Origin of the sequence: Halomonas sp. A40-4 (assembly GCF_015767635.1) — a bacterium.
Taxonomy (GTDB): Bacteria; Pseudomonadota; Gammaproteobacteria; order Pseudomonadales; family Halomonadaceae; genus Vreelandella; species Vreelandella janggokensis.
This window is the reverse complement of record NZ_CP065230.1, coordinates 2228853-2249520: the sequence shown is the minus strand read 5'-3', so window position 1 is coordinate 2249520 and position 20668 is coordinate 2228853. Positions and strand designations below refer to the sequence as shown.

The 20668-nt window shown below is 56.9% G+C and carries 15 protein-coding genes; 6 read left to right on the top strand and 9 right to left on the bottom strand.

Annotated features, from left to right (window positions below; all coding sequences use genetic code 11):
* The first annotated feature begins 29 nt into the window (after positions 1 to 29).
* The 5 genes from relA to rluF are packed head-to-tail and all read left to right on the top strand — an operon-like array spanning position 30 to position 7501.
* A complete protein-coding gene (gene relA, locus IT895_RS10485) occupies positions 30 to 2306 on the top strand; it encodes a GTP diphosphokinase (protein ID WP_199283435.1) in 2277 nt (758 codons plus the stop codon).
* Positions 2306 to 3148, top strand: coding sequence for a nucleoside triphosphate pyrophosphohydrolase (mazG, locus tag IT895_RS10480; protein ID WP_199283434.1), 843 nt, complete (start codon positions 2306 to 2308; stop codon positions 3146 to 3148). Before relA ends, mazG begins: the two co-directional genes overlap by 1 nt.
* Positions 3149 to 3195: 47 nt before the next feature.
* The gene (gene ppc, locus IT895_RS10475) at positions 3196 to 5844 is read left to right on the top strand and encodes a phosphoenolpyruvate carboxylase (RefSeq protein WP_085918778.1); all 2649 of its coding nucleotides are present in this window, start codon (positions 3196 to 3198) and stop codon (positions 5842 to 5844) included.
* Between the two features lie 43 nt (positions 5845 to 5887).
* Positions 5888 to 6433 carry a DUF924 family protein gene (locus IT895_RS10470; RefSeq protein WP_199283433.1) on the top strand — a complete coding sequence of 182 codons (546 nt, stop codon included), beginning with the start codon at positions 5888 to 5890 and terminating at the stop codon, positions 6431 to 6433.
* Positions 6434 to 6469: 36 nt separating this feature from the next.
* Positions 6470 to 7501 (top strand): 23S rRNA pseudouridine(2604) synthase RluF, encoded by a 1032-nt coding sequence (gene rluF, locus IT895_RS10465; RefSeq protein WP_199283432.1) that lies wholly within the window; start codon positions 6470 to 6472, stop codon positions 7499 to 7501.
* A gap of 11 nt (positions 7502 to 7512) precedes the next feature.
* Here rluF and IT895_RS10460 read toward each other — a convergent pair whose 3' ends face one another.
* Genes IT895_RS10460 through IT895_RS10450 form a run of 3 tightly spaced genes read right to left on the bottom strand, consistent with a single transcriptional unit; the run spans position 7513 to position 9874 of the window.
* A complete protein-coding gene (locus IT895_RS10460) occupies positions 7513 to 8181 on the bottom strand; it encodes an anthranilate synthase component II (protein WP_199283431.1) in 669 nt (222 codons plus the stop codon).
* Complete coding sequence (locus IT895_RS10455) at positions 8178 to 9599, bottom strand: anthranilate synthase component I family protein (RefSeq protein WP_066320063.1); 1422 nt, start codon at positions 9597 to 9599, stop codon at positions 8178 to 8180. Before IT895_RS10455 ends, IT895_RS10460 begins: the two co-directional genes overlap by 4 nt.
* Entirely contained in the window at positions 9596 to 9874 is a 279-nt protein-coding gene (locus IT895_RS10450) for a Trp family transcriptional regulator (RefSeq protein ID WP_066320066.1), read from the bottom strand. Before IT895_RS10450 ends, IT895_RS10455 begins: the two co-directional genes overlap by 4 nt.
* Positions 9875 to 9985: 111 nt before the next feature.
* On the opposite strand from IT895_RS10450, the gene IT895_RS10445 reads away from it, so the two are divergent.
* Positions 9986 to 11890: a monovalent cation:proton antiporter-2 (CPA2) family protein gene (locus IT895_RS10445; RefSeq protein ID WP_199283430.1), complete on the top strand. Its 1905-nt coding sequence runs from the start codon at positions 9986 to 9988 to the stop codon at positions 11888 to 11890.
* 234 nt (positions 11891 to 12124) lie between these two features.
* On the opposite strand, the gene IT895_RS10440 is transcribed toward IT895_RS10445, so the two are convergent.
* From IT895_RS10440 to IT895_RS10415, 6 genes are all read right to left on the bottom strand, one after another.
* Positions 12125 to 12622 (bottom strand): hypothetical protein, encoded by a 498-nt coding sequence (locus tag IT895_RS10440; protein WP_199283429.1) that lies wholly within the window; start codon positions 12620 to 12622, stop codon positions 12125 to 12127.
* A gap of 276 nt (positions 12623 to 12898) precedes the next feature.
* Positions 12899 to 13060, bottom strand: a complete 162-nt coding sequence (locus IT895_RS10435; RefSeq protein WP_199283428.1) for a hypothetical protein — start codon at positions 13058 to 13060, stop codon at positions 12899 to 12901.
* Between the two features lie 345 nt (positions 13061 to 13405).
* The gene (locus IT895_RS10430; protein WP_199283427.1) at positions 13406 to 14155 is read right to left on the bottom strand and encodes a hypothetical protein; all 750 of its coding nucleotides are present in this window, start codon (positions 14153 to 14155) and stop codon (positions 13406 to 13408) included.
* A gap of 22 nt (positions 14156 to 14177) precedes the next feature.
* Entirely contained in the window at positions 14178 to 17531 is a 3354-nt protein-coding gene (locus IT895_RS10425; RefSeq protein ID WP_199283426.1) for a T6SS effector BTH_I2691 family protein, read from the bottom strand.
* A gap of 27 nt (positions 17532 to 17558) precedes the next feature.
* Positions 17559 to 18476: a DUF4123 domain-containing protein gene (locus tag IT895_RS10420; protein WP_199283425.1), complete on the bottom strand. Its 918-nt coding sequence runs from the start codon at positions 18474 to 18476 to the stop codon at positions 17559 to 17561.
* Positions 18477 to 20549 carry a type VI secretion system Vgr family protein gene (locus IT895_RS10415; RefSeq protein ID WP_199283424.1) on the bottom strand — a complete coding sequence of 691 codons (2073 nt, stop codon included), beginning with the start codon at positions 20547 to 20549 and terminating at the stop codon, positions 18477 to 18479.
* Between the last annotated feature and the right edge of the window lie 119 nt (positions 20550 to 20668).

The window sequence follows — 20668 nt, the reverse complement described above, 5'->3', positions numbered from 1 at the left end:
ACGGCTGCCTCGAATGGATGAGAATCGTCATGGTAAAAGTGCGTGAAGACCAGCCGCTAACCGACAGCGGAACGGTGGACTTGCAGAAATGGTTATCTCGCCTGCAAGAAGACGTGCGTCTTCCGGAACCAGCGCGTTTACGCGAGGCCTGTGAGCTTGCTCAAACCCTGGAGCTCGAGGCGCCCAGGTCACACCGTGTGTGGCTGACGCCGGGTTCCAGCTTTCGTATGGGCCTGGAGATGGCCGACATCCTGGGGGAACTCAAGCTCGACCAGTCAACGTTGGAAGCAGCCGTTCTCTATCGTGCGGTGCGAGAAGGCCTGTTGAGTTTGGAGGGAGTCACCAAGCGCTTCGGCGATGAGGTGGCCAACCTCATCGATGGTGTCTTGCAGATGGCCGCGATCAGCTACCCGCTGGCCCCCAACCATGGCATGGGCCAGCACAACCAGCAGGAAAACCTGCGCAAGATGCTGGTCAATATGGTCAGTGACGTGCGCGTGGCGCTGATCAAAATTGCCGAGCGTACCTGTGCTCTGCGCCAGGTCAAAGATGCGCCCCGTGAAAAGTGCCAACAGGTCGCCCGGGAAGTGGCCGATATCTATGCACCGTTGGCGCACCGCCTGGGTATTGGCCAGCTCAAGTGGGAGCTGGAAGACCTCTCGTTTCGTTATCTCCACGAAGATGAATACAAAGCGATTGCCAAGCTACTGGCGGAAAAACGCCTCGACCGGGACCGCTATATCAACGATGTCGTAGAGACCTTGAAAGGCTTGATGGAAGCTCAGAACATCCATCATTACGATGTCGATGGGCGCGCCAAGCACATCTATTCGATCTGGCGCAAAATGAAGCGCAAGCGGATCGATTTTTCCCAGGTTCACGACGTACGCGCCGTACGTATCCTGGTGCCTGAAGTGGCCGATTGCTACACGGTATTGGGGATTGTTCATTCCCGTTGGCATCACGTACCCAACGAGTTTGACGACTACATTGCCAACCCCAAGAAAAACGGCTACCAGTCGCTGCACACGGCTGTGATGGGGCCGGAAAACAAGGTTCTGGAAATTCAGATTCGCACCTTTGCGATGCACGACGAAGCCGAGCTAGGGGTCTGTGCCCACTGGCGCTACAAGGGCCACGACACCAACGCCAAGAGCCGCAGCTACGAGGAAAAAATCGCCTGGCTGCGCCAGGTGCTCGAGTGGCAGGACGAGGTTGGCGGCTTTGGCGACCTGCGCGAAGGGCTTTCAAGTGATGTCGCCCCGGACCGCATCTACGTGTTTACCCCCGATGGCCACGTGATCGATTTGCCACGGATCGCCACGCCTATCGATTTCGCCTATCGCGTGCACACTGAAATTGGACACCGTTGCCGCGGGGCCAAGGTCAATGGCCGTATCGTGCCGCTTACCTACAAGCTGAAATCCGGTCAGCAGGTCGAAATTCTTACAGCGACAAAAGGCGGGCCAAGCCGGGACTGGCTCAACCCGAGTCTTGGCTATGTGCGCACCTCCCGGGCCCGGGCGAAGATCCAGGCCTGGTTCAAGTACCAGGCCCGCGATCAAAACCTGGACGAAGGTCGCGTGCTTTTTGATCGTGAAATGCGCCGCCTGGATGTCGATGGGCTCGATCTTCCCAAGCTGGCCAAAGCGGTTAATTACCAAACGCCGGATGACATGTATGCCGCCTTGGGGGCGGGCGACTTGCGCATTGGACAGGTTCTTCACCTGGCCCAGCAGTTGTTTGGTGAAACCGATGACCAGGACCAGCTCGACCGACTGCTGGCCAAGCCCAAGCGTCAGTCCAGCAAGGCGACCAAAAGCGATATTACCGTGCTGGGGGTCGGCAACCTGAAAACCAGCATGGCGAACTGCTGTCGCCCGGTTCCCGGCGAACCCATCGTCGGTTTCATTACCCAGGGTCGCGGCGTGACGGTACATCGCCAGGATTGCAGCAACATCCTGCAATTGCGCCTGGACGAACCCCAGCGCATTATTGAGGTGGAGTGGGGTGAGCGCGCCGAGACGCGCTATCCGGTAACTATCGAGATCCAGGCCTGGGACCGTTCAGGCCTGCTGCGCGATGTCACCGGTCTGCTGGGCAACGAAAAAGTCAACGTGCTGGCGGTGAATACGCTGACCGACACTGACGAAGGTATTGCCCGGCTTCGCATTACCCTGGAAGTCGATGGTCTGGAAGCGCTGGGGCGTCTTTTCTCACGTATTCAACAATTGCCCAATGTGACCGAGGTGCGTCGCCTGCGCGACACCGACCCGGACAAGACAACGCGGGGGGGAAGGGGCTGATGCGTTACTCGCTGGATGATTTGCTCACCCTGATGCAGGTGCTTCGAGACCATGAGCAGGGCTGCCCCTGGGATATCAAGCAGGATTGGGACAGCATCGTGCCGCACACTCTTGAAGAAGCCTACGAAGTGGCCGATGCCATCGAACGCCGCGCTTTTGATGAATTGCCCGGCGAGCTGGGCGATCTGTTGTTTCAGGTGGTTTACTACGCCCAGTTCGGGGCGGAAGAGCAGCGCTTCGATTTCCATGACATTATCGATACGCTCACCGACAAGATGTTGCGTCGCCACCCGCATGTCTTCCCCGACGGCACCTTGAACTCACGTCGACCACCGGGGGTCAGTGCCAGGGACGTACAGACACAGCAGGTGAATAGCCGCTGGGAATCGCTGAAAGCCGCAGAACGTGACGAAAGGGCGCGTGCTGACAGGGCAGGCGTACCTGCCTCGGTGCTTGATGACGTGCCCCGAACCCTGCCCGCACTTAGCCGTGCGGCCAAGCTTTCCAAACGCGCGGCAAGGGTGGGCTTTGACTGGCCGGATTCCCATGGCGTTCTGGCCAAGATCCGCGAAGAGCTTGATGAAGTGGAAGAGGCCCTTGCCGCAGGCGACCAGCAGCAAGCCCATGAAGAAGTCGGTGATCTGCTGTTTGCCGTCACTAATTTAGCACGCACGCTAGGGGCCAACCCGGAACAGTGCCTGCGCGCGACCAATGCCAAATTCGAGCGGCGCTTTCGCTACGTAGAGGGCGAACTCAGCGCTGCCAAGCGGCCACTCGCCGAGGCCACGCTGGACGAGATGGAAGCCCACTGGCAGGCAGCCAAAGCCGAAGACACCCAATAACATCGTTATCAACCGTTTATACGCGACCCCTGCAAGGAGGCCACGCCATGAGCCATGATCTACACGAATCGCTGCGCGATAACGTGCGTATTCTGGGCGACAGCCTGGGGCGTACCATTGCCGACGACCTAGGCCAATCATTTGTCGATAAAATCGAAACCATTCGTGCCCATGCCAAGCAGGGGCGGCAGGGTGATTCGCTACAGCAACGTGATTTGATTGAATACCTGCGTCAGCTACCTGAGCAGGATTTGCTGCCCGTCACCCGTGCTTTCAACCAGTTCCTCAATCTCGCCAATATCGCCGAGCAGCACTACCGGGCGCGATTCCGCCGTGTTGAAGACTACAAGCCAGGCTCGCAGCCGGTGCTAGGCGAGCTGCTCAAGCGCGCCGAGCAGGCAGGCAACTCGCCGCGCAAGCTGGTCGAGAGCCTTGCCAATATGCGGGTTGAACTGGTGCTCACCGCGCACCCTACCGAAGTCATTCGCCGCACGCTGATTCAAAAGTACGATGCCATCGACGACTGCCTGACGGCCATTGAAGGTTCTGATGACTACCCTGAGCGTGGTGCCCGCGCACAGGGGCGGCTGGAGGAACTGATCAGTCAAGCCTGGCATACCGACGAGATTCGCCATGAACGACCCACGCCCGTCGATGAGGCCAAGTGGGGCTTTGCCGTGATTGAAAATTCGCTGTGGCAGGCGGTGCCTGACTTTCATCGTGATCTGGACAACCTGCTGCTCGATACCGCTGGCGAACGCTTGCCGCTGGACGCCGCGCCCATTCGCTATGCCTCCTGGATGGGAGGTGACCGGGATGGCAACCCAAACGTCACGGCCAAGGTCACCAAAGAAGTGCTTCTTTTGGGGCGTTGGATGGCAGCAGACCTCTACCTGCGTGACCTTGAGCAACTCAAGACCGAGCTCTCCATGTGGAAGGCCAATAGCGCCCTTAAAGCCGAAGCGGGCGACGTGGCAGAGCCTTACCGCGAAGTACTGAAGCGCCTGCTGGCGAAAATGGAGTCCACTCGCGACTGGGCAAAGGCCGAGCTGGAGGGGCATAACTATGACGGCGGGCCGATTATCGAAACCCGCGACCAGCTGTATGCGCCCTTGCTGGCCTGCTACCGTTCTCTGTGCGATGTGGGCCTGGACACCATCGCCAACGGCGCGCTGCTGGACACCCTGCGCCGGGTGGCGGTCTTCGGCGTCACGCTGACCAAGCTCGACCTGCGTCAAGAAGCTAGCCGTCATGCCCAGGTAATGGAAGAGCTGACCGACGCGCTGAACCTGGGTCACTACCGTGAGTGGGATGAAGCCCAGCGCCAGGAATTTTTACTGGCCGAACTTGAATCGCGGCGGCCGCTGATCCCGCGCCGCTGGGAGTGTTCGGCAGAATCCCGCGAGGTGCTCGATACCTTCAAGGTGGTCGCCCAGGAGCACAGTGAAGCGCTGGGGACCTACATCATCTCCATGGCGGCTGAACCGTCAGACGTGCTTACCGTAGCGCTGTTGATGAAAGAGGCCGGCGGCAACGTGACCCTGCCGATTGCACCGCTGTTTGAAACCCTGAACGACCTGGATCACGCAGGCGACGTGATCGACCAACTGCTGGCGCTGCCGGGCTATCGCAAGCTGATGCGCAAGGGCCAGGAGGTGATGATTGGCTACTCGGATTCTGCGAAGGACGCCGGGCAGCTGGCCGCCGCCTGGGCCCAGTACCGCGCTCAGGAGTCGTTGGTCAATGTGTGTGAGCGCCATGGTGTCGACCTCACCCTGTTTCATGGCCGCGGTGGCACCGTTGGCCGTGGCGGCGGCCCCGCCCACGCGGCGATTCTTTCCCAGCCGCCTGGCTCGGTGAACGGCAGCCTACGGGTGACTGAACAGGGCGAGATGATTCGCTTCAAGTTTGGTCAGCCCGATATTGCCCTGCGTTCGATGGAAATTTATGCCTGTGCGGTGTTGGAGGCCACGCTGCTGCCGCCGAGGGCACCCGAACCGCACTGGCGCGAAGAGATGGACCAGCTTTCCAGCGTTGCCCACGCCGCCTATGTTGGCGTTGTGCGTGAAGACCCGGACTTTGTACCTTACTTCCGTTCGGTAACACCGGAAGGCGCACTGGGTAGGCTGCCGTTGGGCTCGCGGCCAACTAAACGCCGCCAGGATGGTGGGGTGGAGACACTCCGCGCGATTCCGTGGATTTTTGCCTGGACGCAGATACGTCTGATGCTGCCCGCATGGCTGGGTAGTGGCGAGGCGTTCTCGCACCGGCTGGCGCAGCCGGGCGGGCGCGAAGTGCTACAGGAAATGCGCAACGAGTGGCCGTTCTTCGGCACCTACCTCGATATGCTGGAAATGTTGTTGGCCAAAGCCGACGTGGCGATTGCTGCCTACTACGAGCACCGCCTGGTGGACGAGCCTTCGTTGAAGGCATTGGGTAAACAGTTGCGTGAGCGGTTCGCACGGCTGGAAGAGTCCGTGCTGGATATTCTGCAGCAGGAGGAACTGCTGGAAAATACGCCGCTGATTCGTCAGGCGATTGATGTGCGTAACCCCTATATCGATCCGCTCCACGGCTTGCAGGCGGAGCTCTTGCAGCGTAATCGTGACGCCGACGGGGCTATCAGCGCCGATCTTTCAAGAGCACTGATGGTTACCATGGCGGGGATTGCGGCCGGTCTACGTAATACGGGCTAGTTTTTATCACCATCAGCGTTTTTGTCACCATCAGGAGGCGTCAATGTCATCAGATGCTCAAGCGGTACTCGATTTCTGGTTTGAGGCCTTGACGCCTGCGCAGTGGTTTAAAAAAGACCCCGAGATGGATCAGGCGATCCGGGAGCGGTTTGGCACTCTGCATGCCCAGGCAGCGCAGTGCGAGTGTTACGCCTGGCGGAAAACGCCCCAAGGGCGGCTCGCGGAGATCATCGTGCTGGATCAGTTCTCGCGCAATATCTATCGCGACGACGCCAGTGCCTTTGCCACCGATACCTTGGCGCTGGCGCTGGCTCAGGAAGCGGTGGCCGCTAGCGCCGATGCTGAGTTTTCCAGTGAGCAGCGGGCGTTTCTGTATATGCCCTATATGCATAGCGAGTCGGCGACAATTCACGAGCGGGCGATGGAGCTGTTTAACCAGCCTGGGTTGGAGAAAAACTTCGACTTTGAAGTGCGCCACAAGGCGATTATTGATCGCTTCTGCCGCTACCCGCACCGTAATGCGCTGCTGGGGCGAGTTTCTACCGACGAGGAGCTGGCGTTTCTGAAGCAGCCCGGGTCGTCTTTTTAAGCGTTTTCTTTATCCCTTTCAGACACATGGCGTTCTATGACGTTACGAAAATCTACCCGTATCAACAAATATATCAGTGAAAGCGGCCTGTGCTCACGGCGGGAAGCCGACCGCTATGTGGAGCAGGGCAACGTCTGGATTAACGGACGCCGCGCGACGACAGGCGACCAGGTAGTGGCAGGCGATCGGGTCAAGGTCAACGGCCAGGATATCGAGCCTCAGGAAGAGGAAGACCTTGTCCTCATCGCGCTCAATAAGCCGGTGGGTATTGTCTGTACCACAGAGCCAAGCGAAAAAGACAACATTGTCGATTTTGTAAAACACGGCACGCGCATTTTCCCCATTGGTCGGCTGGATAAGGACTCCCAGGGGCTGATTTTGCTCACCAATAATGGCGACCTGGTGAACAAGATATTGCGGGCCAACAACCACCATGAAAAGGAATACCGGGTAACGGTCAACAAACCGATTACCGATGACTTCATTCAAGGGATGCAGAACGGGGTACCCATCCTTGGTCAGGTCACCAAGAAATGCCACGTGGAAAAGGTATCCACCTTCGAGTTCACGATAACGTTGGTGCAGGGATTGAACCGTCAGATTCGCCGCATGTGTGACTATTTCGGCTATGACGTCACCCAGCTCATTCGCACGCGCATCATGAATGTATCGCTCAAGGGCCTGGCGCTGGGCGACTGGCGCGACTTGACCCCGAAAGAGATCGCGAAGATTGAGGCGTTAACCGCCAGTTCAGAGGCCAAGCCCGCGCCGTCGTCTGCGCCAAAGCGTTCGAGCAGCCAGAATAAATCTCGGCAAAATGCCGTTGGCACGCCGGGCAAGCGTGGCGGTAAATCCAGTGACAAAACGCCGAGCAAAGGGACGGGAAAACGCACTGCCAGCGGGTCAGGGCGGCCCAAGGCCAAAAGCGCTGGCGGCAAACCAGCGCTTAAAGGCAAGTCAAGTGGCGTGCCTTCTGGCAGGAAAGCGACCGGACGAGGCAAGCCCGTCAAAGGCGGTGGTGGCAAAAACAAGCCTATGAAGGGAAAGTCTCCCTCGCGCCGAAAGTAATAGCGCCAACGTCAGGCGTCATAGGCAAACAGAAAGTTGCCAATCAACTCCTTGCCGCCTTCGGTCGCAAACGATTCCGGGTGAAACTGAATGCCGTGAATGGGGTAGTCCCGGTGTTTAACCCCCATCAATTCGAATTCGCCGACCGCCTGCCAGCGGCTACGCTGTTCAAAGTTGTCCGCCGCCAGGGCACCTACCGTCGCGGTGACTTCCAGGCATTCAGGCAGGGTCGCGGCATCAGCAATCAGCGAGTGATAGCGCATCACTTCGAGCTGGTCGGGGACGCCATTAAACACCGAGTGGTTGTTGTGGTTGATGGGACTGATCTTGCCGTGCATGGGTAGCGGTGCTTTGACCACCTGGCCGCCAAACACGTGCACAATGCCCTGCATGCCAAGACAAACCCCCAGCAGCGGGGTGGTTTTACCGAGCTTTTCTATCACCTCTGCACAGACGCCGAAGTAACGCGGGTCATCCGGTGAGCCGGGGCCAGGCGAGATAATAATGCGGTCCGGCGCCATGGCTTCAATGGTCTTGAAGTCGATCTGGTTGTTGCGCTTAACGAGTATCTCGAAATGGGGCACCCTGCCGCGGTTTTTTTCGGTGGTCAGAATCTCACCAATGAACTGATACAGGTTATAGGTGAAGGAGTCGTAGTTATCGATGATCAGCACCTTCATGCGGGGCTCTCCGTTTCCGTGCTCATAAAGGGGGCCAAGGCCTTGCGGGTGCCGGCAAATTTACGGCGAATCTCCTCGTACTCATCCTCGGCGTTGCTGTCATACACGTTGCCGCCGCAGGTCTGCACGTAAGCACGCTCGCCGTTCACAAATACCGTACGAATGGGGATGGCAAAGGTGCAGTCGCCGTTGAACGAGAACTGCCCCACAGCGCCGCCGTAGGGGCCCCGTCCGTCATTTTCCAGGTCGTCGATAATCTTCATCGCCTCGATCTTGGGGGCGCCGGTGAGCGTGCCCGCCGGGAAATTGCTGGCCAGGGCGCTGAACATGTCATCACCCTCGGCGATAATGCCGACAATCTCGCTGGAGATGTGCTGGACGTGGCTGAAACGCTTGATATCCATCAGACTGCGCACTTTTACTGTGCCAAACTGCGCCACCCGGCCAATATCATTGCGGTGCAGGTCGACGATCATATTGTGCTCGGCGATCTCTTTGGGGTCATTGAGCAGTGCCCGGGCGAGTTGGGTATCCTCCTGGGGCGTTTGACCACGGGTGGTGGTGCCCGCCAGCGGGAAGGTTTCCATTTCGCCCTGGCGTAGTCGAAACAGCAGCTCCGGGCTTGCGCCAATCAGCTTCTGATCACCAAACTTGACGTAGTACATCTGCGGCGAGGGGTTAATGGTGCGTAGCTGGTCGTATAGCGCCAGGGTATCGCCCTGAATCCGGAAGCGCTTTTTAAAGCCGACCTCGCACTGGAAGACCTTGCCGTCGATGATGTCCTGTTTCACCTTGGCCACGGCCTCGGCGTGCTCTGCCTGGCTCATGGTATCGCCCAGGGCAGTGATATGCAGCGGGCCGGGGGGCGTGTCGTCGGCGTCGATCAGCGTCTGCAGGAACTCGTAGCGGCTATTGTCGTAGTAAAAATAGATAACCTCACCGGTCATCTTGTCGAGGATCAAGCCGTCTTTATAGAGCCCGAACCGGAACGTATCGAAATCATCGCTGGCTTTTAACGTCAGCGATGGCTCGAAGTACTGCATGGCGTCGTAACCGAGGTAACCGCTTAACCCACCGGCATATTTACGCGAAATAATGTTCTGGGGAATCAGGCTGCGCAGCAACTCATAAGGGTTATCGCTCGGGTAGTGATTGGCATGGCCGTCGCGGTCTTCGATCGTCAGCGTGTGGCCGTTGGCGTAAAGCGTGTACTCTGGGTCAAAGCCGATGATCGAGTGGCGCGCCATATGGCTATCTTCGCCCAGCGACTCCAGCATGTAGCAGTTGGTAAACTGCCGCTCGATTTTTTGGAAGAGCGCAAAAAAATCGCAGTCCGCCGCCAGCGTCACGTAGTGCGGCTTGCGCGGCAGCGTAAAAGGCTCAGGGCCTTGTGCGTCTTGCTTATCGGCCGTGGTCATAGATGATCATTCCGTGAAGAAGGTCGTGAAGAGGGTAACGAGGTCAAGGCGCGTGAGCCACGGGATACCGTGGCGATCCCTACGCCCAGGGTTTCGGCAATTTTGCGATGGGGGACACCCTCGCGCAGCAGCTTGAAAATCTGTAGGCGCTTACTGATTTCTTGATACTCTGCAGGGGTCAGCAGGCTGGCAAGTGCTTCATCCATTGCCTCTGGAGAGTCGATGGCAAGCAAGTGGCGAACCAGCTCCGCCTGGTAATCATCGTTTGAAAGCATGGTTTGAAGACATCGTGTGCCACCAGGTAATAGATAATGTACTAGCGTACTAGTACGATACCGTTTGCGTCAGTGAAGTCAAGCTAGTTTAAAAAAATACAAGGAGTCTCAATGACCGCGTACTTTATCCAGGCGTTTATTTATCTTGTGGCGGCGGTGATTGCTGTTCCCCTTGCAAAACGCTATGGGCTTGGCTCGGTACTGGGCTACCTGATGGCCGGTGTGGTCATTGGCCCGATACTGGGTCTGGTGGGGCAGGAAACGACCACGATTCAGCACTTTGCCGAATTTGGTGTGGTGATGATGCTGTTTTTGGTCGGTCTGGAGCTTGATCCGAAAGGGCTCTGGGCCATGCGCGTACGCCTGGTCGGTCTTGGCGGACTGCAGGTAGGATTGACCACGGTGGCAGGCACAGCCATTGCCTGGTGGCTGGGGCTTACGTGGCAAACCTCGCTCGCTATCGGCTTGCTGTTCGCATTGTCCTCGACAGCGATTGTGCTGCAAACCCTGAGTGAAAAGGGTCTGGAAAAAACCGAGGGAGGCCGCAGCGCCTTCTCCGTGTTGCTGTTCCAGGACATCGCGGTCATTCCCATGCTGGCGCTGATTCCCCTGCTGGCGCTGCCAGAGTTGATGGGGGCAGGGGATGATCGCGCCAGTCATGCGGGCATAAGCCTGGTGGCTCACTTGCCCGGCTGGGCGTATGCCCTGGTGGTGGTCGCGGCGATCGGCAGCGTGATTGCCGGCGGTTACTACCTGGTACCGAAACTATTCCGTTATGTGGTGGGCTCCGGGCTGCGTGAAGTGTTCACGGCGACGGCGCTGATGCTCGTCATCGGTATCGCTGCCCTCATGAGCCTGGTGAACCTTTCCCCGGCACTGGGCGCGTTTCTGGGCGGTATCGTACTGGCCAACAGCGAATTCAAGCATGAGATCGAAGCCAATATCGATCCGTTCAAGGGGCTTCTGCTGGGCCTGTTCTTTATCACCGTCGGCGCGGGGATCGACTTTCAGGTACTGGCCTCGCAGTGGGGCACGGTGCTGGTACTTGGCGTCGTGGTGATAGCCGTCAAGGCAACCATTCTGCTCGTTTTGGCGTTGCTGTTTCGGGTGCGTGGCAGCAACGGTTGGCTGTTCACCCTGAGCCTTGCCCAGGCCGGTGAATTCGGGTTCGTGCTGTTGACCTATAGCGTGCAGAACAGCGTGATTCCCGTCGAGATTTCCCAGGTACTGTCGCTTGTCATTGCGCTGTCGATGTTCCTGACGCCGCTGCTGTTCATCGCCTACGACCGCTTGGTGCTGCCACGCTATCGCCGGGCCAAAAACGACGGGCGCGAGGCGGATGCCATTGAAGAACAGGCGCCGGTGATCGTGGCGGGCGTGGGGCGTTTCGGACAGATCATTTGCCGCCTGCTGTGCGCCAACAACATGCCCATCGTCGCGCTCGATCACGAGCTCGAGCAGATCGAGAACCTGCGGCGGATTCATATCAAAAGCTATTTCGGTGATGCCAGTCGCTCAGATCTACTGGAAACCGCCGGTATCGAACAGGCGCGCCTGCTGGTCGTGGCCATTGATGACCGCAAGCGTGCCGTTGATATGGTCAAGTACGTCAAGCATTACTACCCCCATGTGTGGGTGCTGGCCCGGGCATTTGACCGTGGCCATGGTTATCAATTGCGCGAGGCTGGTGCCGACGACATCGTCAGCGAAACCTACCATTCCGCACTGGAGATGGGCGGGCATGCGCTGACGGCCATGGGGGTCCACCCGATGCGCGCCAAGCAGATGACCTGGGCATTTGTGCAGAACGAGGAGGCCCACGAGGACGAACTGTTCGATGCCTGGAAAGAAATCGAGGAAGGCATCAACTTCAGCCCTCGCTACGGCGAGCTTTTCATGAAGCTGGAAGAAGCCCTGAACAGCGCCATGCAGCAGGATTGGCCCGAGCCCCAGCGTGAGGACGTGCCGATCTGGACGCCGCCTGTGCCGACGGAAGATAGTGATGAAAAACGCTAGAACGGCATATGCAATGAAGCGCTGAGCATATTGAGATGATCAAGGGTGGGGTCATAGACCCGCTCCGCTACAAGCTTGAATTTGGTATCGTTCGGTCCGATTAGTTGTCGGTATCCTATACTTTGCTTCACTTTAGTGGATAAAGCAGAAGGACTGCTGGCCTTCTTGCTTCTTTGGGTGCTTCAAAGTGCTACGGTTGCTCTATGAAGCTAGGACTAACCCCCTCAGTAGACCTTATTCCGGCAGCGTCGCAAAATGCGAATGCACAACAAGCTTTCCTTCACGATAGGGCGTATTCGGAAGGCGCTGCTTAAATGTATCTAGGCACTTCTCAAAATCTTTTTTGTGGCAATAAACTTTGCTGTAAACAGAGTAATGTGAGCCATCTTCATTATACCAAGTAAAACGCAGGCCAATCAGGCGACGCTTTCTCCAAACAGCAATATTTTCTGTATTCGGCCAATCTATCTCATGATATTCTTCATTGCGCACCATCGACTGATAGTCTTTAGAATTACCCATCAACGCCGCCATCACGCCAATGCCGATAGGGCCAATTGCGGCGATAATAAAGTCAGGATTAATAAACATCAAACACAACACCCCCACGCCGGAAATAATGGCCGTCCATTTCATCACCGGCTTGACTGAGTCGATCTGTGGCTTCCAGGAAAATACCTCAATGTGTTTATCGGTTAAACGATAAACGATGATCGTCGTTTGGTGAGTCATGCTCATGCTAATAAGTATGACAAATCCCCCCCCCCACCTGCTCCCAATATAAACGAGGACATACTAGGCTCATTAAAAGAGAAAGCTGCAAACCCTACTGCGAATGAAATAATAAAGTTTATACAAAATAAAATATTAGCAATAAACGTATAGTAGTCCCGAGTCCGTATCTGCCATGCCATCACTGCTGGTTCATCAGCATGTCTCCAGGGCATTTCTGCTACATAGTCCCGCTTGGGTTGAATAAACCACATGGTGAATACTCTCTTTAATCAATCAGGCAGTCGGTAACGTCAGAGGTAAGCTTGCTGAGTTTTCTGTGTAACGGTAGTGTTTATCGATCTCGATATTCCCCTGGCTGAGCATTGCTTGATAGAAAGGAAAGCGCAACTGCCCCTGACTATCGCTGTAGATAGCTTCGTCATAGATGACTTCCATCAGGAGCGGCTGGCCTTTGGGAAGTTGATCTACTGATAACCAGGCTTGCCATACCCGTAGCGGATCATCTGCGTTTTAGGAAATAGGCTCTTGTAGATGCAAGGGCACTTCCGATGACGGTGTGGTTTGAAAGCTACCAGAGGAGGCCCAGGACCCTGCCGCCAATCGCTCCGGTATGGTGATATTTTCTCCCGATAAACTGGCAGGCAAGGCTAGCTGCACCCAATAGCCTTGTATGATGGGCACACGTCTAGCTAGGAAGTGATAGTAGTACGAAAGCATGCGATATATGGCAAATTCTGTTTTAACACCCGGCCTCAGGTGAACTAAATACGCCAGCATTGCTTATTCCGGCAGCGTCGCAAAGTGCGAATGCACAACAAGCTTTCCTTCACGATAGGGCGTATCCGGAAGGCGCTGCTTAAATATATCTAGGCACTTCTCAAAATCTTTTTTATGACAATAAACTTTGCTGTAAACGGAGTAATGTGAGCCATCTTCATTATTCCAAGTAAAACGCAGGCCAATCAGGCGACGCTTTCTCCAAACAGCAATATCTTCTGTATTCGGCCAATCTATCTCATGATATTCTTCATTGCGCACCATCGACTGATAGTCTTTAGAATTACCCATCAACGCTGCCATTGCACCTATTCCTATGGGGCCAATCGCGGCGATAATAAAGTCAGGATTTACTAATACCAAACACAACACTCCCACACCGGAAATAATGGCCGTCCACTTCATTACCGGCTTGACCGAGTCAATCTGTGGTTTCCAGGAAAATACTTCGATGCGCTTATCGGTTAAACGATAAACGATAATCGCCGTTTGATGGGTCATGCTCATGCCAACTAGCAAGAGAAAAGCGAACATTACCCCCCCCAATAATAATGAAGACATAAAATGTTCATTAAAGGAATAAACGGCAACTGCGCCTACAGTGGCAATAGCCAATATCATATAAAACATTAAGTTAGCATAAAATATGTCGTAGTCTCGTGTGCGTATCTGCCACGTCATCACCGCTGGTTCATCAGCATGTCTCCAGGGCATTTCTGCTACATAGTCCCGCTTGGGTTGAATAAACCACATGGTGAAAACTCTCTTTTATCAATCAGGCAGTCGGTAACGTCAGAGGTAAGTTTGCTGAGTTGTCTGTGTAACGGTAGCGTTTATCGATCTCGATATTTCCTTGGCTGGGCGTTGCTTGATAGAAAGGAAAGCGCAGTGCGCCCTGGCTATCGCTGTAGATCGCTTCGTCATAGATGACTTCCATCAGGAATGGCTGGCCTTTGGGAAGTTGATCCACCGATAACCACGCCTGCCATACCCGTAGCGGATCATCTGCGTTATAGGAAACAGACTCTTGTAGCTGGAGAGGTACTTCCGATGGCGGCGTGGTTTGAAAGCTATCCGAGGGGGTCCAAGCCCCGGCCGCCAATCGCTCTGATATAGTGATGGTTTCCCCCGACAGACTGGCGGGGAGAGCCAACTGTACCCAGTAGCCTTGTATGATGGGCACGCGTCTACCCGGGGAGTAGGGAGACATCGTGCGGGAGGTGTCGAACTCAGCTCCAAGGGTGGTAACAGGGGTTAGCTTGAGTGAAGGTTCAAGCAGCGCCTCATTCAAGGCACGCAGTTCTGCGCTATTGTCATTATCACTGCCCGTCCACTTATTGGCTTTACCCCAGGTGCTTTGATAGAGCCATAAGCGTATGCCTTCGCGACGGTAGTTTTCTGCCAACACCGAGAACAGCAGATAGCCAACACTTAAAGTCAGCATTGCCCACCCCGCCCAGGGCGCCATAATCCAGCCAAAGGCAAACCGGCGACTCAATAATGCGCCAACCAATTGAGCACCACTGACACCTGTCATGCCTATTGTCATGAAAAACTTTGCTGTCAGTGCTTGTCGTTCATCCTTGTTTGTTGAGTTTTTGCGCTGCTGCCATATCTGCCAAGACTCTACCCCCGCCCCAATCGCCGCAAAAGCGGCTAAACCGGCTACGCGACTTGCGAGTTTTCCAGCAATCCTAGCAGCACTAGATTGTCCAGCAGCTTTCCACGTTGATATACCCGCACCAGTAATGCTGGTCATTGAACCGCGTAATGGCGCTAAGTTTTTGGCATGCCGCTGCCAATAAGGTATTACCCAAAGCGACATCACGGCAGAGGTGGCATAACTTGCCTGACTGGCAAGGGTGGCCATCTCCTCGCGGTCAACGCCATCTTTTTCCGCATCTAGCAGAGTATTGGTCACGTTGACGAGGTTAAGCGCCGCTATCAATAGTGGTAGTCCACCGATGCCTCGGGCATTTACCCAGCGCTGCAGGCGCTCCCGCGCGGCGGCTGCGTTTCCCGCTGCCCGGCCTAGCCGCTGCCGGTGCTGTTCGCGCAGTTCGCCAAACCCAAGGTCAGCCAGCACGCCCGCGCTCGCTTGACTACCTCCGCCTGCGGTGAAGCGCTTGGGTTCGTTTAGTGCTAGCAAGCGGTGCTCCTGTTCAAGGCGGGCGATGTCACGATGCGTATTGGCGCGCGCGCCAGGCGACATGGGCAGGCTTAACCTGCTCGAAAGGTTTGCCTTGGACTGCGACAAGCGCTGCATAGCCCGTCGCCAGCGGCGGTGCTGTGCGCGTGCGGCGTCGTCTCGTTCTAAATAAAGGCCATCATTATCCGGATGGACGAAGGCCACCACCATGGTGATCGAGAGGTTTCTGATTAACTGCTTTGAGGCGACTTGGGCGCCTGCTCCGGCGGCGGGAAGCGCATGGTAGGCGATAGATTGCCAACTCGCTTTGCCTGCCTCTGCAGCGACTTGTTTGAGTACGGAGAAAGCATCTTTGACAGGAGGTGCCAATGCTTGAAAAACGGCTGATTGCTGCACATGTTCGTAGCCCAGGACAGTGTCAAGGTTAACGGCCACATTACCGATGTTCAGCGCATCACCCAGTTCGATGCTTATCGCTTGATCATCCGGGTCGCCGGATGCCAGCCACTGAGCAGACACTTGATCCAGTGCTTGTGCCAACACTGGAGAAAAGTTGAATGGGCCGGTGCCAACCAGCGTATCGCGCTCACGGAAGGTACGGGTTAACCACTCACGGCCTGTCTCATTCGCTCCAACGGCGTCCGCGATTAAGGCGACGAACTCCATCAGGCACTGGCTTTGCGCCTCATCACAATTGTCATAAAAGAGTTCTTCCGCTTGAGCCGGTAACCGTTCAAGCCAGACGATGATATCGCTGAGGCTGGCATGTGCATGGCTGCGTAACCGTTCTAGCTTGGGTTCGTACGTAGCAAGATAATCAAGAGCCTCGTCATGATATACGTCATCACGCCATGGACGTTTGCTTTTCCAGGCATCCAGGTCGTCTCGGCTTGGCGGTTCGATTCCCATGGCGGCTAAATTGGAATCGATCGTTTCAAGCCGTTCTTCATGATGGCGCTGTAGGGTGGAGCCCTGCTGCCCAAAGGGAGAGCCGCGGTTAACGGCGTTAGACAGTTCCTGGGCCTCAAGAGCTTCCAGGCGCTGCTGAAGCAGTTCCTGGGCCTGCCGATGCCGCTCTGGATCGTTACGTACGTCTTTGGGTAGTTCGCTATCGTCGGTCCCGCATAACAACTGCGTGACCGACGCCATCTCTAATCGATGCCCGTGTTCATCAAGAAAAGCCTCAAGTTCCATTTCGCGGCCAACAAGCGCCATGGCCAGGTCATTGACAATCCCTAAATCGTCATCAAGCGCGATAAAGAGTGCTTCGTCGTGACGGTCCACCTTAGCCAGTACGCTGTCCTGAGTGATTTCAAGCTTGACCGTGAGTAACTCGTAGACGCTATCGTCATCGGCTTGGCTGTTTTCGGTGTCACTGTCCCGCTCAACGGTCGAGACGGTGGTAGCGGTAAAACCATCGGCCGCGCCATTGGGGGTAATATCAGCGACATGCTCTGCGAGTTGGGTTAAAGGTCCCACGTGGGCAGTGAGCGATGTGCCATCTGCGGTGGCGTTCAACGCCGTCATCGGGTCAAGGGAGCGCATCAAACGCTGGCGTGCGTCGGCATTTTCCCGCATGTGCGCGCGAATACGCTCAGTCCACTGCACTGATGAGTAGGCCAAGGCCAGCGACGTACGCGTTGAGTAAGTGAGGTGGGGGGCTCCGCTGAACGTGGCGCCTTCCACGCGGTATTCGTCAAGTCGTTGCTCTCCTTCTTCCTCTACCCAGACATAGAGCCAGCCATCCCGTAGTTGCCGAAGCGTGTAGCCGCGAGTTTCGATAGCAGGATAGCCAGGCCCCTGCCAATGCGCATCAATTGGGTGTGGCGCCGGAGCCTCTGCCTCGGCGGACGATTCATCAATGGCATAGCGGGCGGGGAAAATTGCAACGTCGATAAGTAAGGGGCACATGCCTGTGCCAAAAGGGGTTTCATCAAATTGGGCGTCGCGAGCTTGGGCCTGTGCATCCGTGTTAGCCATGGGTGTTCTCATCTAAAAAAGCGGTACTTAGGAAAGTGATTCATGATTCTGGATACCTTGAGAAGCGTTAACAGCCGGTGTGCGGCTCCAGGCATCAAGGGCCTTAAGCTGATCTTGCCGGGAGAGTCGAGCTTTGTTGGGTGCATGCCGTGTCCAACGGGCATAGAGTCCATCGTTTGCCGTCATAAAGTCGTCGCCCCAGATCAAACTAAGCGCTACCCAGATCGCTATTTGGCGTTCGGTATTCGCCCCCCAAGCCATGGCATCGTCCAAACGGTCATCAAGCCATTGGCCACGGCCTTCGGTAGGGCGGGTTTGCCACGCCTCGGCCGCGTGCTCGTTGAGGTAATCCGTCAGGCGCTCCTTGAGTTGCCAGCGGGTCACCGCCTCAAGGGCCGCTAGCTGGTCACGCCCCATGGGTGGGAAGGCATCTGCTGGCACCGTCTTCGTTGTCCCTGAACTCACTTGAGAGCTAAATGCCTGCCAGGTAATGGGACGCGGCTCGGCCCAGTTCGGCGCCCAGTCCGCCACCCACCACGTATCGATAGGCCCCATGAGCGCCGCCGGGAGGGCATTCCCATAGCTGCTCAACCAGTGCCTCGTCACCAGGGGGTCGCCGAAGCGCAACAACTGTTCTTGGCCTTCTTCCCCTTTAAATGTCACAAACCGAACCAGGTGATTGCTCAAGTCGCCCGTGCTTGCGTGGCTGCTCAGTAACGAAAGCGAACGATATAGTCTTTCGTCGTCAGCATGAGCTTCATCCGCCAGGCCATTGCTTTTAAGACGAACCAGAATTGGCCCCTGCTCAGCCAACGATGACCAGCGGGTCATCAAGTAGAGGGGCTCAATCTCGTCAACGTCATCGCGGCTATACAAGCGTTGGAGCGCATTGGGGTAACGAGCCCCGTCCACCAATGCATGTGTGATTGCCTGGGGACGTTCCATCTAGCTATTTCCCTGGTTTGTCTCTTCACAAATCTCACAGCTTGGCGGTGCTTTCAGCAAGGTTTTAAGCTGGGCGGGCCGATTGATAGGCGCAACGGCCTGGTGGCTCGCTGTCTCTGCTTCCATCGGCAATGTCGGTCCCTGCGCGGCCTGACCACTGCCACTGCCTGGACTGCCCCCAGAATTGATCTTGACCTGCGGACCTACAATGGTGACGCCGCTGGGGTCGATTTTTAGGAAGCTGCTGCCGGCGGCTTTGAGGGTGATTTCCGCACCGGCTTCGATCACGACTTTCATGCCTGCCTTGTGGTGCACTTCCTGTCCCGCTTCCAGCAGTTGTGCGCGGCCGACTTTTTCGTGGCGGGTGCCATCAACCGTTAGATGATCGTCGCCTTCTACCTTCGTATGGCGGTTGTTATGCACCGTGTGGTGATCGTCGTTATCGATCTCGCTGATGCGGTCGTTGTGCACCTTGAGGTGGCTGTCGCGGCGGATCTCTTCGGTGCGGTCGTTGAGCGTTAACAGCTCCAGGTCTTTCTGGGCGTGGAGCCAGATCTGCTCTTCGCCCGCTTCGTCTTCGAAGCGCAGTTCGCTGAAGCCCTCGGCCTTGTGGCTTTGTGTGCGCAGTACCGTGCGGGTTTTGTGTTCCGGCAGCGAATAAGGTGCGGTATTCACGGCGTGGTAGGTACGCCCGGTGATCAGCGGCTGGTCGGGGTCGCCTTCGAGAAAGGAGACAATCACTTCGTGACCAATGCGCGGAATGGCGATGCTGCCATAGCCGCCGCCCGCCCAGCCCTGGGCAACCCGCACCCAGCAGCTTGCCGTTTCATTGGGTTCGGCGTAGCGGTCCCAGGGGAACTGGATCTTGACCCGGCCGTGCTCGTCGCAGTGGATCTCTTCGCCCTCAGGGCCGACTACAAAGGCGACCTGGGGGCCATCGACACGGGGCTTGGGATTGGGCGTAGCGCGCCAGGGGGCATCACCGGGGATGAGCGTGACCTGATTGTGGTAGCGGGTCATACCGTTGGCATCGCCCTGCGTGATGCCATCTTCTTCCAGCGCCTGGGGCTGTTCGCCGTGGTGAAGAACACTGATGGCCTGCCAGTCGCGGTTGAGGCTGTCGGTGTCGTGGTCGGTCAGCGTAAAGCGCAGGCCGGGGGCCAGTTCGGGCAGGTCGCTTTCGGCGCTGGCGGTGATCGCTTCCCGGCGCAGTTGCTCCAGGCGGATACGGGTAAAGGGCTCGCCGGAGGCGTCCTGCTTATAGCGGCCGGGGTAGTCGTAGTGTTCGTAATCGACCTGCTGTCCATGGCCTTCCACGTCACGGCCCAGGTGGTCGTGCAGCTGCGCATAGGCGGGATTTTTAAAGCTGTAGTCTTTCAGCGTGGCGGACGAACTCGCCACCCGGGCGGTATGGCTGAGCTTGCGCACATGGCGCATGGGCGCAGTGCCTCCGGCACGGCTGTGGTAGCTGCGCTCGCCGAGATGGGTCAGTACCTGCGGATCGTCGGCAAACACCAGTCGGTGGGCGCCCGCGTCACTGTCCTCAAAGTCATGGAAGTAAAACAGCCCTTCTTCGGCGGCCAGGCGCTCAATAAAGGCGAGGTCGGTCTCGCGGTACTGCACGCAGTACTCGCGCTCGGGCAGGTCGCGGGTGACTGCAAAGGCTACGTCGCGAATGCCGCGCTCATCGCATAGGGTATTGATGATGGTGAGCGGATCGGTCTTCTGGAAAATCCGCGAGTTGTGGCGTAGCGAGAGCCGCCACAGCGCCGGGCGCAGTACCAGGGAGTAGAAGGTGCGCCGATGGCCGCGATCGCCCCGGCCAAATTCGCTGACGATACCGTGCACCCGGCGCAGCGGTTCGCCGTCCTGCCAGATGGTGAGTGTTGCTTCGCGATCCAGCAGCTCGGCAGCCTCCAGGCTGCCGTCGCGGCTGGCCAGGTTGAGCGCCAGTTCGAAAGGCTGGGAGAGGGCTTCGCGATGGGTGAAGTCGATCACCGCGACCTCTTCAACGCCGGGGAGCGCTAGGGTGAATTGCAGGCCTGTTTTGTGTGCCCCCGTTCTTTCCGACATCGTGCCGCTCCCTGGACCATTAATCGCTAATGAAAACGGTCAGAATAGCGAGCCAGAAGCGAAGCGCAACCCTTGCAGGGCACGTCACAGCGATCTCTTACATGTGTAAGAGATCGCTT

Coding starts and splice junctions, on each gene's coding strand:
- IT895_RS10420 (WP_199283425.1), bottom strand. CDS start 18,476: ATGGAACGTCCCCAGGCAATCACACATGCATTGGTGGACGGGGCTCGT.
- IT895_RS10455 (WP_066320063.1), bottom strand. CDS start 9,599: ATGACCACGGCCGATAAGCAAGACGCACAAGGCCCTGAGCCTTTTACG.
- IT895_RS10460 (WP_199283431.1), bottom strand. CDS start 8,181: ATGAAGGTGCTGATCATCGATAACTACGACTCCTTCACCTATAACCTG.
- IT895_RS10415 (WP_199283424.1), bottom strand. CDS start 20,549: ATGTCGGAAAGAACGGGGGCACACAAAACAGGCCTGCAATTCACCCTA.
- IT895_RS10445 (WP_199283430.1), top strand. CDS start 9,986: ATGACCGCGTACTTTATCCAGGCGTTTATTTATCTTGTGGCGGCGGTG.
- IT895_RS10435 (WP_199283428.1), bottom strand. CDS start 13,060: ATGGAAGTCATCTATGACGAAGCTATCTACAGCGATAGTCAGGGGCAG.
- IT895_RS10470 (WP_199283433.1), top strand. CDS start 5,888: ATGTCATCAGATGCTCAAGCGGTACTCGATTTCTGGTTTGAGGCCTTG.
- IT895_RS10450 (WP_066320066.1), bottom strand. CDS start 9,874: ATGCTTTCAAACGATGATTACCAGGCGGAGCTGGTTCGCCACTTGCTT.
- mazG (WP_199283434.1), top strand. CDS start 2,306: ATGCGTTACTCGCTGGATGATTTGCTCACCCTGATGCAGGTGCTTCGA.
- rluF (WP_199283432.1), top strand. CDS start 6,470: ATGACGTTACGAAAATCTACCCGTATCAACAAATATATCAGTGAAAGC.
- ppc (WP_085918778.1), top strand. CDS start 3,196: ATGAGCCATGATCTACACGAATCGCTGCGCGATAACGTGCGTATTCTG.
- relA (WP_199283435.1), top strand. CDS start 30: ATGGTAAAAGTGCGTGAAGACCAGCCGCTAACCGACAGCGGAACGGTG.
- IT895_RS10440 (WP_199283429.1), bottom strand. CDS start 12,622: ATGACTCACCAAACGACGATCATCGTTTATCGTTTAACCGATAAACAC.
- IT895_RS10425 (WP_199283426.1), bottom strand. CDS start 17,531: ATGGCTAACACGGATGCACAGGCCCAAGCTCGCGACGCCCAATTTGAT.
- IT895_RS10430 (WP_199283427.1), bottom strand. CDS start 14,155: ATGTGGTTTATTCAACCCAAGCGGGACTATGTAGCAGAAATGCCCTGG.